Raw genomic sequence first — 15,944 nt, forward strand, 5'->3', positions numbered from 1 at the left:
TTATGTTAGGCGGGGAATTAAATTCCCAGAGCCTCTATCACTCTGTTAGGATAGTCTGAAATGATACCATCCACTTTCATCTCTATCATACGAGATATATCCTCTTTATCATTGAGTGTCCAGGGAATTACTTTCATGCCTTTTTCCCTGGCAAAGTTCATCAAGTTCTCATCAACCAATTGAAAGGCCGGGCTGTAAATCTCGGGCACGAATCCCAGTTTTTCGAGATTGTCTTGCGGAGAGTCCTCATTTTCGATCAACAGGGCCAGCACCATCTCCGGATATTTTTCATGAGCCACCTGTAGGGTCCTCACATCAAAGGATTGAATGATGGTCCGCTCACCAATAGCTGTTTCCTGAATTACCCCTACCAGCAAATCTGTAAAGAGTTCTGGTTCGGGATGATATATGCTATCTCCTTTTGGTTGAGACTTGGTTTCTATATTGTAAAAAGGAAGTTCCCTTCCATCTGCCTTCGCTTTTTCTTCTGCAGCCAGTATCACCTCTTTCAGCAAAGGTTTATAGGCCTTCATTTTTTTCTGCTTGGGAAATCTTTTATGCGCTTTCATTCCACAATCACAGGCTTTGATCTCCTCATACTCCATCTCATAGAGGTTCCATTCTCTTTCATTCTCTTCTGTAATCTCTTCCTCTTTGGGTCCTTTACAAATTTCATGGGAAAGAAAAGGTTCATGAGAAAGCAAAACCTGCTGGTCTTTGCTGATCACAACATCCATTTCCAGGGTATTGACACCCATCTCCAAAGCGCGGATAAATGCCGGAACTGTATTTTCCGGTAGCAAGCCCCGACAGCCTCTGTGTCCTTGTACATCCATATAGGTAAGACTTTTCTCTGATACCGGCCCGGAGCAGGAAAATATTGCCGAGCTGATGATACATAAAAATAGGGAAATTTTTCCTCCTCGGTAGATGTGTGAGTGTGATAGCATGCAAGACTGATTTAAACTGAATTTACTTAGCCATGGGTTCCCAAAGGTTATCACCAACAAGCTCTCCTTCAAGAGCTATAGCACTAAGTGCTTCCATCAGGAATTCATTTTCTGTTATTCCGGTTTGCTCGATTACACTGGCAAGTCCCTGATTTGTGATATCAAAGAGAGCCGTGAGGTCAAACTTCCATTGATTATTCTCTTTATCGAATTTGAAAAAATATGGTGCGCTTTGACCATTGATAACAAAGGCTCCTTTTGCTTCTTTTCCCTCAACTTTAATTTCGCCTATGTCTACATTTTGCATTCCTTTTTTATCCACCAGGCCTTCTTTGATCCCATACACAAAAAACTTCTTGCCATCCATGCCTTTCAAGTCAGCTTCCTTCATTGACATCCTAATACGCATTACGGTAATCTTATCCGTAAGACTTCGGGCATCCAACTCAGCTTTATCCGCATGCAGGGCCAGCTTTATGATTTCTCCATAATAATCTGTGGTCTTAGAGCTAATCAAAGCCAGAGCAGCATCTGCCTCTTCAGCTAAAACGGCTTGCTTATAATCCTGAAAACATTTTTTCACCTTGTCTTCTTCCTGCGCAACAAGGGAAAGACTTAAGAGCAAAAAAATTGAGCTTAGAAAAATTTTTCTCATATTAAGTTTAAATTGTGTTGTCAGTGATGATGCGGGTAGATTTATGGCCTGTCTTTATATGCAATATACCCTTTGTTGGGCTTAATCGAATGTTTATATGAATTAATTTCCCTTTTTTTAAACAAAAAATCCCCGCATTTCCTAAACACTAACCCAAACAATAAAAAATCACCTTGCTATGTACGGTAGACTTTTCCTATCGATCTGTTTCTGTCTGATCTACTGCTCCTGTTTCTCTCAAAATGAGCCCGATGTTTTTCAACTGGACAGAACCGCTGATACAAAGACTTGTTACCTTCCTCCCATTTATTTTAAAGTGAATTCTGCGGAAGTCGATGAAGATTACCTTGAGGATATGGCCTTTATTGCCTACCTCATGAAGAAACACAAGAAAATCAAGATTCGTATTCAGGCAGAAATTTCTCCCAGCCCTTATGATACACGGGTAAAATTGTTGACTCAGGAAAGATTTACCTATTTCACCTGGTTGATGAAAGATAAATTTGGGATCAAATCAAAACGCATCCTCCAAACGGAATATACAGAACTTACCCGAGGCTATACTCCTTACCAAAGTGCCCTGGCAATGGACAAGCGAAAACTTGCCTGTGATTGCGTGTGGGATGCCAAATAATGCGTAAGTTCGGGCCATGAAAAAGGTCCTGCTCATCACATATTACTGGCCACCCAGTGGGGGAGCAGGGGTTCAGCGTGTGCTGAAAACGGCGAAATATCTACGTGAGTTTGGCTGGGAACCTATCATTTTTACGGCCAAAGATGCAGCCTATCCTATTCTGGATGAATCTCTTCTCCAAGATGTTCCTAAGGATATGGAAGTCTTGAAAGGAGACATCTGGGAGCCTTATGAATTGTATAAAAAGTTTACCGGGCAAAAAGAGAAGAAGCAGGTCTATTCTGGCTTCATGAATGATAAAGGGAAGCAGTCCTTTACCCAAAAATTGTCGATCTGGATACGGGGCAATTTTTTCATTCCCGACGCCCGGACCTTCTGGATCAAACCTTCCATAAAGTTTCTAAAAAACTATCTCAAAGATCATCCGGTGGATGCCATCCTTTCCAGTGGACCTCCACATTCTGTTCATATGATTGCCAAGGGCTTGAAAGAAGCGACAGGCACTCCCTGGTTGGCAGATTTTCGAGATCCCTGGACCAATATTGATTTTTATGATCAATTGAGGCTTAGCAAATGGGGCGATCGCCGGCATCGACGTATGGAAGCATCCGTCGTAAAAGGCTGCGATGCCCTGAGTACGGTAAGTTGGGTATGGGGAAAAGAGTTTGAGGAAATGGGTGCAAGCAAGGTGCAGGTAATTACCAATGGATTTGACGATGCCGACTTTGAAGAGAAGACAATTGCTTTGGAAGAAAAGTTTGTGTGCAGCCATATTGGCTTCCTCAATCAGGATAGAAATTCTCCTCTACTTTGGGAAGCATTTGGGGAGCTCGCTAAAGAAATACCGGCCTTTAAAGAGAAACTGGTCTTACGATTCATAGGAAAAACAGACCCCTTGTGCCTGCAACAACTAACCGAACAAGGTTTAGGTGAACAGCTCGAACAAATCGCTTATGTTCCTCATAGCGAAGTCCTGAATTATACACGAGCCAGTCAGCTTCTGATGTTGTTGGTAAATGATGTACCCAATGTGATGGGACATATTCCCGGAAAAACCTATGAGTATGTGGCTTCCCGAAGACCTGTTTTGGGGATTGGGCCACCGGAAGCAGATTTCGCCCGAATCATCCAAGAAAGCAAATCCGGAACTGTATGTGGATTCCAGGATAAAGAAGGCATGAAAAGGGCCCTCTTTAAAATGTTTAGTCAGTACAAAAAAGGAAAGCTACATACAGAAGATGCAGATATCGATCGCTTTAGCCGTAAACATGCAGCGGGGCAGATGGCTAATTTTATAAATGAGATGATTTCAAAAAAAGCCTAGACACGCTTCAAGACGCTTAATTCATAGAATACAGCTTTCTTAAAAGGATTTTTACCGGCAGCCCCACTTCTCAGAAATCTGAAAATTACTTTGTATCTGCCGTCCAGGTATTCTTTGGTTTTTGTTTGTCCCTCCTTGATGTTCATGGTCCAGGGATCGATTCCCCGATCAAAGAGAAAACTGCAGGTAATTTTGGCAGTACCTGAACCCAATTCGTCTACTTTGATTCGTACACCTCCTCCATTATCTCCTTTGTGATTCCGAAAATAGCCTTCTTTGATCCAGGTATCTTCACCTGTTCGACTGAGAATCGTTTCATAACGGGGAGCATTGGGGTCATCCGGAGCTCTGGATTCAACGCTATTAGATCTAGGCGCATTTTGTTCGTAGGAAACGACTCGATCCTGTGCCTCAATCACAGCATTTAAAGAAGGATTTTGTCTCTGAATTTTCTGGATCTCTTCATTTTTTTGGTCCTTTTCCTCCTGACTCAAATCTTCATCTTGCTCAACCAACTCTCTTTCGATCCTTTCCAGATTCTCAGCATCTTCCCGAATATTCATGTTATCCTTAATTTCCTCGGAAACATGAGAGATACTACTTTTTACCTCCATCGCCTTTTGCTTTTGCATTCCATTTCCTACGCTAATGATAGAGTCAACGAAAGTCTCATATTTGAGATTAGCAAACTGCAGGGCCAACTGCGTCCTTTCCAATTCTACCTGCTTACTCCAGAGGGCTTTATTGCTCGATTCCAGGCTATCTTTTGACGCCTGAAGCTCTCTATCCTGTTTCTTCAGCAAAGAATTTTTCCTTGCGTTATCCCAGGAAACATAAGCCAAACCAGCGATCATGATGAGCATCAGGAGAAACATCCCCGAACTAATCATCGCGTATCGCTTTTTTTCTGCTTTTAATTTTTCTTTTTCCAGTGGCATGTTGTGAATCCTATATGAACCTTTCCTTAGGAAAACCTAAGTTTCAGGTACCTATCCAGGGTTTGTTTGAACAAGCTGACAAAAACAACCCCTCCAGAAGCCAGGATACCCGTCAGCTGGGTATCTTCATTTTCATGAAATGCTATAAAATATATAAGCAAAATAGCAGCAGCGCCCATCAGGAACAGTACCACTATTTTGCTTGCTTTATCGACCAAGGTTTCTTCTTCTCCATTAAAAAAAGTGTCCTCTCCTCTGGCACTAGTCTCTGTCTTTACTTCCGGCTCTAATTGCTTGACATTTTTCTTAATAGCTGTAATGATATCTATCAATCCCTGCCTGATCCGATTGTCCTCAAAATCATACTCCTTTTTATCCAGGATACCTTCCTGCTTGAAGCCCCTTTCATTTTTAGAAAAACGACCTTCAAGACTAAGTAGACTTCTCACCTCTTTTTCGAAAAAACTCCCGGAGTCCTTCTCCAATACTTCCTCCAAACCTTTGATCGCCAAAGCGATTCGGTCCGTGGATATCATTTCCTCAATATTCTTTATGTCTCGTTCCAGGTCCATCTAAAATTGGGCAGTCTTCGATAATTGCATTAAAAGGGCTAATATATCGAAAAATTGGGCTGTTCAAAATATACGGGAGCTTATACTGTGGAGTTTGGGACCTGTGTAGGCTTATTGAATAAGCGTACGGAATGAATGTCTTGTTGCGAGCATTTCCCCTCTTTCTGCCCATTCATGGTAGACATTTTTCATCAGAAGGGCATGGTCAAAGAATACAGAACCTTTGGGAAAACGGCTGCGATCTTCAAAATATGCAGCATGAAGTTGGTTCACGCGTAGCGGCTTCACTTCCCAGTCGGGAATATGCATTTCGAAGCCATCAAAAATTTCTTCTTTATAAACGGGGGAATATCCAATATGTCCTTTTCTAAAAAATGCTGAGGCTCTTCCGAGGCTACGAAATAAAGAACCCGGAGGAAAGCTTTCACTTTCCTGAGCCTCTATAAAAAAATCAACTTTGTCTCTGCTTTTGATTCCTAATTCATACTGCCCATTCTCTTCTCTGACCTGAAATTTTGAGAAGTGATGGAGACCAGGGAAAACCCTGCCACCGGCAATGGTATTTAATAAAGAAGAAGTGTCTCTGCGGGGAATATAAACGCCTGTCTTTCTTTTGCCATTTTCCTCCCAATGAGCCGAAATCCTATAGGCAGAATTTTCAGAACTCAATCCTACAAAACGCGGGGCTCCCTTGATGCGAAGATCCTTTAACCTGATCAAACATATCCCTACTATGCCATAACCATTCACCAAAATTGGCTCGAATGGCTGCGGCAACAGCTCACGAACAACACTTTGCTCAATTCGGAAATTGACGAGTATGCGACGGTCTATCAATCCTTCCAGTGAGGCGATCTTCATCATTACAAGATTAAAGGGTTTCTCCTGGGGGTTTTAGTTAAACGTAAAAAACAGAAATAAGATGTTTTTCTATGTAAATTTTTTGACGCTAACATTAGATTTTTCCTAAAATATCAAACTCAAGTAGAAAAGCAAGAAGATCAGGCCTAAAATCAGGCCTCCCAATACCCTCTCCTCTATATTGAGTTGAAGAAAGTCACTTCTCAGTTTAAAGTCCCGATAAATAAAAAATCCAGGCAAGGCAAAAAAGAGAATCCAGATATTTATGGGAAGGTTTTCAAATAAGGTATCCATCAGGAAAAAGCCCAGACTCATCAAACTCATGGCCCATACGAAAAGGCCTGCAGCATGTGCGGCGATTTCCAGGTAGTTTTCTTTGCTTCTTCTGATCAGATAGTAGAAAAGTAAAAGCAGGCTAAGAATCCCTAAATAGAATCGAGGATGAAAGAGATTTTCTGATTTCAAGACTCCCAGGCTCCATGCAATCAAGATTCCCAAGCCCATGGCTATAGAGACCCAACGCCATCTGTATTCAGCTGGAGTATCCGGTTCACAGCTGGCACATCTGACTTTTTTCAATCGGGGTACCATGATAGCGGTACGATTGAATGCCACGATCTTATATAAGCCGGCAAAAATCCGATAAAAAAGTCCTATAGAAAATAGCCATTTGAAAAAGGACAATTTTGAAGAAAGGAGATGCACAAGCGCATCAGGACCATAAAGGGTTTCCTCCCCCTCCAGATCGATCAATGCCATTTCATTTCTAAATCGTTCGTAATCGACTGCAGGGAGGTATTCATCAGGCATCTCCTGATAGGCCCAGGTATAGTCCTTTTCTGCCAATCCCAAATTCAGGAGGCTGTTTTTGGAACGAATACACAGGGTACAGGCGCCATCGTATATGATACTTTTCTTTCCCATCGTCTATTAAATTTCCGCTTTTATCTGTAGAATTAAAAAACACTTTTCTTGACCAATTCAGGTACTGCTTTATCTATTCTTTTCGCCAGTTCCGGAAGTTTGATTGTAGGAACTGCGGGAAAAAGGTGGTGTTCCAGATGGTAGAACATATTGTAGGTGAGGATATTTTTCCATCCACTACGCATCGTTCGGGCTACATGCTCCTCTTCCAAATCGTGATGAACGGTCCAGACGGCAAAGAAAGCAGAGAAAGATTCGCCCAATAACATTACGAGTACATGATATTTTAAAATCCTAATGTTACAAAAGCCTGCCACAAGAAGCAGTACGGTCACCAAGGCCAGGTCTATGTATATCTTCCGTCTCAGTTTTTTCCCTCCCTCCTTGATACCTATACGATGGATATGGTAAATATGCATCGGCCCATAAAAAAAAGCCCGGACTGCTGTCATCTTTGCAGCTTTTCCTTCATGATCTTCTTCTCCCAAGCAATATCTGTGGTGCTTGAGGTGATTATACTTTACTGCATGCATAGAACTCAACATCAGCAAGCTATTGATATGTAAAACCATACTTGTCCAAAATGCGGATAAGCCTAATGCATTGTGAAATCCATTGTGAGATTGGCGAAGTGCTGTTAGAAAAAACATGAAAGAGCAGAGTACGGCAAAAACATATTGTCCAAATCCTGCCAGGATCATAGAGCCGATCAGCCAGGGCAGGGTAAGGGTATTTTCAAGCAGAGATTCTTTTCTATTCAGTTTTCTAAGGTCCTGCCATTTGACCTTGCGTAGTTTTGCTGTGAGTGGGTGTTCCATGATAAATAATTAGGTCATCTATCAGGATGTACGCAGGTGTTTTCATTTTGTTCATAACTTTCAATAAATTTTGAAAGTTTATTTTCTGCCTATTTATTCCCTCTAATAGGGGAGGGGATTATTTTACTTTAGGGGCAAAAAGTTTAAGGAGGGTATCGAAGAAAGCATTGCCTTTGGCCTTAACCAGAAGCTCGAGAAATTTATCTGCCTGGTTTACGGTGGAATGTAATTCTTCAACCGCAGTAACAAAGGCTTCTACATGGGGATCATTTTTATCTCCTTCTACCTGTTTTACATCTTCCAGCACACGGAGTACAGGTTTGAGCTCTCTTTTTCGACGTTCAACTATGACTTGCTGGGCTACCTGCCAGATATCTTTTTCCGCGAAAAAATATTCCCGACGCTCTCCAGACTTATGTTCTTTCTGCACGAGGCCCCAATCTATGAGAGCTCTCAAATTCATATTGGCATTTCCTCTGGAGATCTTAAGGGCAGCCATGATCTCATCAGCAGAAAGTGATTCGGGAGAAATGAGCAGAAGTGCATGTACTTGCGCCATGGTTCTGTTAATGCCCCAATTAGAGCCTAAAGCTCCCCAAGCCTGTATAAATTTATCCTTAGCGTCGTCGAGTTGCATATAAACAAATATAGGAAAATCTATAGATTTTCAAGAATTACTGAAAGTTCGGTACTATATATCCTAATGTTTAAAACTACAAACGGAAGAAAATAGTTCGCTTATTTTGGTATTTTTTCGATTCGCCTACCTTCTAATTTCCACTTCCATCTGACGCTCAAGCTGTTTGTACAAATGCATCATCACTTTATCAGCCGTCGAATCATCAAGGGTCTTGCGATCATCCTGTAATTCGATGGAGATCAAATAGCTTTTTTTACCACTCTCAATCTTATCTCCCATATAGACATCATGCAATTCTACAGAACGAATGAGTTTGGGATTTGCTTTTTGAATGAGGGCCTGGATATCGGAAAATTGCGCATCTTTCCCCAGAAGCATACTGATATCTCTCCGAATGGAAGGAAATTGTGGGATGGGTGCAAACTTGGGAACATCGCTGTGGTAGACTTCTATCAACTTGGACCAGTCGATCAGCATATAGAAGACCTCATTTCTGAGATCAAACTGCTCGCTAAGGCTAGCTTTCACCTTGCCATATCTCAGGATAGACTGGCGATCATAAATCAGTTCGAGTCCATAATCGAATTCTTCATGCTCGATTTCTCTGATCTTTCCCTTAAATGAAAACCAACGTTGAAGTCTTTCAACTTCTTTCCCCATGCTATATAGGCTGCTTGCTTTTCCTTTACCTCCCCAATGAGGACCTGAGAGTTTTCCACTTATACTCAGGGCCAACCATTGTCTTTCCTGGTATTCATCTCCCCCCATTTTATAGGTCTTGCCAAACTCAAAGAAAGCGACATCTTCTTGCTGGCGGTTTTGATTGTATTGAATCGATTCCAGGGCGCCAGGTAGCATGGATTGACGCATGATTCCCAAATCTTCACTTAGCGGATTTAGTATGGGAACTGCTTTTTCATTCCCAAATTTCACAGAAACCAAAGAATTGGTCATGATTTCATAAAAGCCATTTGCGGCGAGTTGATTGGAGTAGGTTTCTCTCAATCGGAAATCATCTCTGTATTGGCTAAAGGTCAGAGAGGCATTGAGTTTTTCGGGAATATCTATATTATTATAGCCATATACCCTTAAAATTTCCTCAATGACATCTATTTCCCTTTGAACATCCACGCGGAAGACAGGGACCTTTAGGTGGAGTTTATCCTGATCACTATCTTCTTCTACCTGAATATCCAAAGACTCCAGGATTTCGATCATTTCTGAACGACTGATTTCCTTTCCAATTATGCTCTGGGCTTTTTGAATAGAAAGATCCATTTCAAATGGGGGAAAGTCAGCATGAATCTGATCCGCCATTTTGGAGGCTTTTCCTCCGGCCACTTCCAGGATGAGATCAGTAGCTCTTCTCGCAGCGACTTCTGTCATGAAGGGATCAGCCCCTCTCTCATAGCGGAAAGAAGAATCAGAATTGATGCCCAGTCTTTTGGCCTGCTTACGCACCGTACCCGGATCAAAATAAGCCACTTCCAAAAAGACATTTTTGGTTTCAAGCGTAACTCCTGAATTCAATCCTCCCATCGTCCCTGCGATACAACGAGGATTCTTCGCATCACAAATCAAAAGATCTGAGTCTGGCAAGAGTTCTCTTTCATCTCCATCCAGGGTAATGAATTTGGTCTTCTCATCCAGGGTTCTGACGATGATTTCTCCACCTTCCAATTTATCTGCATCAAAGGCATGCATAGGCTGCCCTAATTCATGAAGCACATAGTTGGTGATGTCTACGATATTATTGATCGGTCTGAGGCCGATAGCAGCCAAACGCTTTTTGATCCAATCCGGGCTTTCCTTTACCTCAACTCCTTCTATATAAAAAGAGGTATACCTTTTACATTTATCTTTATCCAGAACAGTTACCGGAATGGGATTTTCTTTATCGCCACCATCAACCGTTGTTTTCAAAACTGGAAGCTTCGCTTTGCTTTTATCGCGCATATAAGCAGCGATATCACGCGCAACGCCAAAATGAGAGGCTCCGTCTATACGATTGGGGGTAAGGTCGATTTCTAAAGCAAAATCCTGATCAATCGGCAGGTAGCCCAATGCGGCTTCACCAACTACCGCCTCTTCGCCCAAAACCAAAATCCCGTCATGCTCCGGACCAATGCCCAGTTCATCTTCTGCACAGATCATCCCGTTTGAGACTTCCCCTCTTACCTTCTGCTTTTTGATTTTAAATTTATCTTCCGTTCCAAAAGGATAAAGAGTAGTCCCTACAGTTGCCACCGGAACTTTCTGACCAGCAGCTACATTGGGAGCTCCACAAACGATGCTCACTGGCTCCTCTCCTCCGAGGTCTACCATACACAGGCGAAGTCTGTCTGCATTTGGATGTTGCTCCGCAGACAGCACTTTTCCTACAATTACACCTTCCAGATCATTGGGGGCTCCGCCGATCTGTTCGTACTTCCCGACTTCCAGCCCAAGCATGGTCAGGATATCTGCCAATTCTTTGGGTCCATAGGAAAAGTCAATGTATTCTTTCAGCCAGTTATATGATACTTTCATCCTTAGTGATAGAAAATTTGGGGCAAAGGTAGAAAATACAGAGGTTTTGCACTAATTGCAGGCAAGATTAAGCTTGATAAGCCGCGCAACTTGGCCGCTTGGCAAAATATAGCTACCTTTATTACGGAGCAATAAATTGTCCATTTGTGCTTTATTTTTATTTGGGAATGCTTTTAAATGATTTGGACTAATACGGGACGAATACGGGCAAAGTATTTACTCGATTCTGCTAAGAAAACCCTTAAAGCTGGTCGTACAGCTGCTCTACTCGCCGTTCCGGTGATCGGAATATTCGCCGTTTTTGATGTCATTGGATTCAATTTTCGTGAAGGAATCCCCTGGCGGATAGCCGGATTAGCACCCTTTGTAATTTTCCTGCTCTTATCCTTCACCCTATTCAGAAAAAAAATGAATTGGGTAATCCCCTTCAATGCCCTCAATGTTTTGGGACTGGGGGTGATGATGGCTGGATTGGCGTATCAGATATTTTTAAGCTCAACACCTCCACTACAATTGAAATACGGAGTTACCGTTGGATATACGGCTGTTCTTTTTATTTCATTGATTATTGCAGAAGGCGCCCGCCCTTATTTGCCCTATCTTATCATACTTCCTTTAGGGATTTTGACAGTTGTCCTCTTGAATTCTCCCCAAATGCTCCTGAGTGACTGGTCCTTTCTCTCAAATGTCTTTATCGTAGCTATCGTAGTTATGATATTTGCGAGGTCTCAGGAAAAAGCTTCCTATAAAAGCTTTGAGAAACAGGAGTTGATTTATACCCGTGAAAATGAATTAGAGGTTCAAAAAGAAAAACTGGAGATTGCCAATCAGGAACTTCAGGCTTATAATGATTCTGTATCCAACGACTTAAGAAATCCTCTGAGAAGCATTTTGCTAAATGCCACTTTACTAGGAGATAAACTTTCTGCCTATTTTTCAGATAACGATAAACAAAACCTGCTTTCTCTTCGTCAAAATGCGCTTAAAATGAATGAGATCATTGACGATATGCTCGCTTATTCTAAAGTGGGTAATCGAGACATTCAGAAGCAGGAATTGGATATGCGGAAAATGTTTCGTGAAATTTTCCAGGAATTGGTCCAAACAGAAGCTCCTAAAAGAACCATTCGGTTTTACATAGGAGAGATTGAAGGCGCCTTTGGAGATAAGATTATGATCGAACAGGTCATCCGCCACCTATTGAGCAATGCCCTCCAATTTACCCAGTCGAGAGAAAAAGCTGAGATAGAAGTTCGGGGTTATCCCGACAATGCACAATATGTCTATTCTGTGAAAGACAATGGCATTGGATTAGAGACGGGTCAAAATGATGAAATGTTCCGCAATGCACATGGATTGAATGGAGATGTAGAATACTATTCAGGAGGCGTAGGACTGGCCATTGTCAAAAAGATTATTCACCGCCATGGTGGAAGGGTATGGGCCTCTGGAAATGAGGAAGATGGGGCTATTTTTTACTTTTCCCTCAACAAAGTTCCCAGCTTTGCCCCGAATAAATTGATCGCAAGCTAATTTAATTTAAAAACTGTCGTTTTCTTTCCTTCTTCCGCTTTGAAAGAAGGCGTAAAATGTTGAATTTTGCGGGCAATTAGAATCTTGTTATTAAACGCAAAACCCACATCATATGGTGTTTGACTTAGAAATGATCAAACAGGTATATGGGCAGCTGCCTGCTAAAATAAAAGCTGCACGCGAAGTTTTGGGTCATCCCATGACCCTTACTGAAAAAATCCTTTATTCTCACCTCCATTCGTCGACACCTCTCAAAGCCTTCGAACGTGGAAAAGATTATGTAGACTTTGCTCCCGACCGGGTAGCAATGCAGGATGCCACTGCTCAAATGGCCCTGCTACAATTCATGATGGCTGGTAAAAAGAAAGTTGCTGTTCCTTCTACCGTTCATTGTGATCACTTGATCCAGGCCAAAATTGGCGCGGATACAGATTTGCAAAATGCAATCGATACCAATAAAGAAGTATATGACTTCCTCGCGGCTGTTTCCAATAAATATGGAATCGGTTTCTGGAAGCCAGGTGCAGGTATCATTCACCAGGTTGTTCTGGAAAACTATGCCTTCCCGGGAGGTATGATGATCGGTACTGACTCACATACCCCGAATGCCGGTGGTTTGGGAATGGTAGCCGTAGGAGTAGGGGGTGCTGATGCTGTGGATGTCATGGCTGATATGCCCTGGGAATTGAAAATGCCTAAAATTATTGGGGTTCACCTTACAGGTACCCTCAATGGATGGGCTTCTGCAAAAGATGTGATTCTTAAAGTCGCAGGTATTCTTACTGTTAAAGGAGGAACCGGAGCGATTGTAGAATATTTTGGAGAAGGTGCAAAAAGCCTTTCTTGTACAGGAAAAGGAACCATCGGTAATATGGGAGCTGAGATCGGAGCCACGACTTCTACTTTCGGGTATGATGAAGCGATGGCACGTTACCTCAGAGCTACCGATCGTGCAGAGCTTGCTGATCTTTGTGATACAGTAGCAGAGCACCTGACAGGAGACGCAGAAGCATATGCTGATCCACAAAAACATTTCGATCAGGTAATTGAGATCAACCTGAGCGAATTGGAGCCACACATCAACGGTCCTTTTACGCCAGACCTCGCATGGCCCCTTTCCAAGTTTGCTGATGCAGTAAAAGAAAACAACTATCCTCAGGAGCTTCAGGTAGGCTTGATTGGTTCTTGTACCAACTCTTCCTATGAAGACCTTGACCGCGCTGCTTCTGTAGCTCGTCAGGCAACTGCGAAAGGATTGAAAACCAAAGCTGAATTTACCGTTACTCCCGGTTCTGAACAGGTGAGATTTACGGTTGAAAGAGATGGCTTGTTGGACGCCTTTACTGATATGGGAGGAGTTGTTTTGGCGAATGCTTGTGGACCTTGTATCGGTCAGTGGGCTCGTCACAATGATAATCCTGAGCAAAAGAACTCTATCATTACTTCTTTCAATAGAAACTTTGCCAAAAGAAATGATGGCAACCCTAATACCAATGCCTTTGTAGCCTCTCCTGAATTGGTTACGGCTTTTGCTATTGCAGGTGATCTTACTTTCAATCCATTGACAGACAAACTGGTCAATGAAAATGGTCAGGAAGTAATGCTGGATCCACCGGTAGGGGAAGAGCTTCCGGAAAAAGGATTTGATGTAGAAGATGCGGGATTCATTCCTCCGATCGAAGATGGCAGTGGAGTAGAGGTTGTTGTAAATGAAAGTTCAGAGCGACTTGAACTCCTGACTCCATTTCAAGCATGGGATGGTAAAGATCTTACAGGCCTAAGCCTTGCGATCAAAGCTTTTGGAAAATGTACTACTGACCATATTTCTATGGCAGGTCCCTGGTTGCGCTATCGTGGCCACCTGGACAACATCTCCAATAACCTTATGCTGGGTGCTATCAATGCTTTCACTAAGAAAGCCAATAGCAAAAACAAATTGACCGGTGAGTATGATGAGAATCCAAAAGTAATCAGAGCTTATAAGAATGCCGGAATCCAATCTATAATCATCGGTGATGAGAATTATGGAGAAGGTTCTTCTCGTGAGCATGCTGCGATGGAGCCTCGTCATATGGGAGTGAGAGCAGTTATCGTTAAGTCTTTTGCTCGTATCCACGAGACCAACCTCAAGAAACAAGGGATGTTGGGACTGACTTTTGCCAATCCTTCCGACTATGACCTCATCCAGGAAGATGACACCTTTGATATCATGGTTACAGAGTTTACCCCAGGTAAGCAGCTGAAAGTAGTTGCTCACCACAAAGACGGTAGCAGTGATGTGATCATGTGTAATCACACCTACAATGAAGCCCAAATCGGTTGGTTCAAAGCAGGTAGTGCACTTAACAAGATTCGCGAAGAACAAGGTGTGTAAGCACCCGCTGAAATAAATATTTATCTTGTAGGGACAGCTTCTGAGCTGTCCCTATTTTTTTATACAAAAATTTCCTCTCATGCTACGCTACCTTCTTACACTTTTCTTGATTTCCAGTCTCCTGTCTGCCCAAAACCTCCGGGAAAGAGGCATAGAAATCGGTGTTCTTCCTAGTGGTCCGCAAAATGCGATCACGGATGTTGCAGGAGTAAAGGTGGGACATGCTACAATCAGGAAAGGGAGAAAAGTCCGTACAGGAGTCACAGCAATCATTCCTCATGACGGGAATATTTTCCAGGACAAGGTTCCGGCAGCTATGCATTTAGGAAATGGATTTGGCAAGCTTACAGGCTTCAGTCAGGTAGAGGAACTGGGCAATATAGAAACCCCCATTATCCTCACAAATACCCTGAGTGTTCCTACCGCTGCTGATGCCTTGATAGACTATACTTTTTCCTTTGAGGAAAATGATGAGGTTCGGTCAGTCAATCCGATCGTAGGAGAAACCAATGATGGTTACCTCAATGATATTCGAGGCAGGCATGTAAAAAAAGCCCATGTCCTGGAGGCTTTAAAAAATGCAAAAACAGGAGAAGTCGAAGAAGGTTGTGTAGGAGCAGGAACAGGTACGATCTGTTTTGGATGGAAAGGAGGGATCGGAACTTCTTCCCGCAAGCTTCCAGAAGAATTGGGAGGCTATACGGTCGGAGTTTTGGTACAAAGCAATTTTGGGGGAGTGTTGGAAATCGCGGGGGTACCTATTGGGACAGAGCTGGGACAGTATTATTTCAAGAATGTCATAGAAAGCGCTGACGGCTCTTGTATGATCGTGGTTGCAACCGATGCACCACTTGATGCCCGCAACCTAAAAAGACTGGCTAAGAGGGCCTTATTAGGCTTAGGTAAAACCGGAGGAGTAATGTCCAATGGAAGTGGCGATTACGTAATCGCCTTTTCCACTGCTGAAGAAAATAGAATCCCTTACCAAAGTGAAGAAGCTACTCAGGAGATAAAGGTGCTCCGTAATGGCAGCATGACGCCTTTATTCATGGCGACCATTGAAGCTACAGAAGAAGCCATACTCAATTCTTTATTCGCGGCAGAAACTACGACAGGGCAGGAGGGGAGGAAGATTGAGGCTTTACCTGTGAAAAAAGTGATGAGGATTATGAGGGAGTATGGGAGAAGATAA

14 protein-coding genes are annotated in these 15,944 nt (G+C 42.6%); 5 read left to right on the forward strand and 9 right to left on the reverse strand.

Annotated elements, in window-relative coordinates:
* Window positions 1-17 precede the first annotated feature (17 nt).
* On the reverse strand, window positions 18-950 hold the full coding sequence (locus tag R8P61_26185; protein ID MDW3650592.1) for a glycerophosphodiester phosphodiesterase family protein: 933 nt from the start codon (window positions 948-950) through the stop codon (window positions 18-20).
* Between the two features lie 22 nt (window positions 951-972).
* Window positions 973-1,605, reverse strand: a complete 633-nt coding sequence (locus R8P61_26190) for a hypothetical protein (protein MDW3650593.1) — start codon at window positions 1,603-1,605, stop codon at window positions 973-975.
* A 178-nt stretch (window positions 1,606-1,783) separates the two neighbouring features.
* Between R8P61_26190 and R8P61_26195 the strand changes: the two genes are divergently transcribed.
* Entirely contained in the window at window positions 1,784-2,239 is a 456-nt protein-coding gene (locus R8P61_26195; GenBank protein MDW3650594.1) for a hypothetical protein, read from the forward strand.
* A gap of 16 nt (window positions 2,240-2,255) precedes the next feature.
* Window positions 2,256-3,563 carry a glycosyl transferase family 1 gene (locus R8P61_26200; GenBank protein MDW3650595.1) on the forward strand — a complete coding sequence of 436 codons (1,308 nt, stop codon included), beginning with the start codon at window positions 2,256-2,258 and terminating at the stop codon, window positions 3,561-3,563.
* Here the strand turns inward: R8P61_26200 and R8P61_26205 are convergent.
* The 7 genes from R8P61_26205 to pheT all read right to left on the reverse strand — a co-directional run bounded on the left by R8P61_26205 (window position 3,560) and on the right by pheT (window position 10,845).
* Window positions 3,560-4,501 (reverse strand): hypothetical protein, encoded by a 942-nt coding sequence (locus tag R8P61_26205; GenBank protein MDW3650596.1) that lies wholly within the window; start codon window positions 4,499-4,501, stop codon window positions 3,560-3,562. The genes R8P61_26200 and R8P61_26205 overlap by 4 nt on opposite strands.
* A gap of 26 nt (window positions 4,502-4,527) precedes the next feature.
* The gene (locus R8P61_26210; protein MDW3650597.1) at window positions 4,528-5,073 is read right to left on the reverse strand and encodes a hypothetical protein; all 546 of its coding nucleotides are present in this window, start codon (window positions 5,071-5,073) and stop codon (window positions 4,528-4,530) included.
* A gap of 111 nt (window positions 5,074-5,184) precedes the next feature.
* Complete coding sequence (locus R8P61_26215; GenBank protein MDW3650598.1) at window positions 5,185-5,937, reverse strand: DUF2071 domain-containing protein; 753 nt, start codon at window positions 5,935-5,937, stop codon at window positions 5,185-5,187.
* Between the two features lie 102 nt (window positions 5,938-6,039).
* A complete protein-coding gene (locus R8P61_26220) occupies window positions 6,040-6,858 on the reverse strand; it encodes a hypothetical protein (protein ID MDW3650599.1) in 819 nt (272 codons plus the stop codon).
* A gap of 32 nt (window positions 6,859-6,890) precedes the next feature.
* Window positions 6,891-7,676, reverse strand: a complete 786-nt coding sequence (locus tag R8P61_26225; GenBank protein MDW3650600.1) for a fatty acid desaturase — start codon at window positions 7,674-7,676, stop codon at window positions 6,891-6,893.
* A 118-nt stretch (window positions 7,677-7,794) separates the two neighbouring features.
* Window positions 7,795-8,313, reverse strand: coding sequence for a helix-turn-helix domain-containing protein (locus tag R8P61_26230; GenBank protein MDW3650601.1), 519 nt, complete (start codon window positions 8,311-8,313; stop codon window positions 7,795-7,797).
* 126 nt (window positions 8,314-8,439) lie between these two features.
* Window positions 8,440-10,845, reverse strand: a complete 2,406-nt coding sequence (pheT, locus tag R8P61_26235) for a phenylalanine--tRNA ligase subunit beta (protein MDW3650602.1) — start codon at window positions 10,843-10,845, stop codon at window positions 8,440-8,442.
* Window positions 10,846-11,022: 177 nt separating this feature from the next.
* Here pheT and R8P61_26240 point away from each other — a divergent pair, with 177 nt between their 5' ends.
* The 3 genes from R8P61_26240 (at window position 11,023) to R8P61_26250 (ending at window position 15,944) form a co-directional block, all read left to right on the forward strand.
* Window positions 11,023-12,378 (forward strand): ATP-binding protein, encoded by a 1,356-nt coding sequence (locus tag R8P61_26240; GenBank protein MDW3650603.1) that lies wholly within the window; start codon window positions 11,023-11,025, stop codon window positions 12,376-12,378.
* A gap of 112 nt (window positions 12,379-12,490) precedes the next feature.
* Entirely contained in the window at window positions 12,491-14,752 is a 2,262-nt protein-coding gene (locus R8P61_26245; protein MDW3650604.1) for an aconitate hydratase, read from the forward strand.
* A 79-nt stretch (window positions 14,753-14,831) separates the two neighbouring features.
* Entirely contained in the window at window positions 14,832-15,944 is a 1,113-nt protein-coding gene (locus R8P61_26250; GenBank protein ID MDW3650605.1) for a P1 family peptidase, read from the forward strand.

The sequence above is a fragment of the Bacteroidia bacterium genome, assembly GCA_033391075.1.
GTDB lineage: Bacteria > Bacteroidota > Bacteroidia > J057 > J057 > JAWPMV01.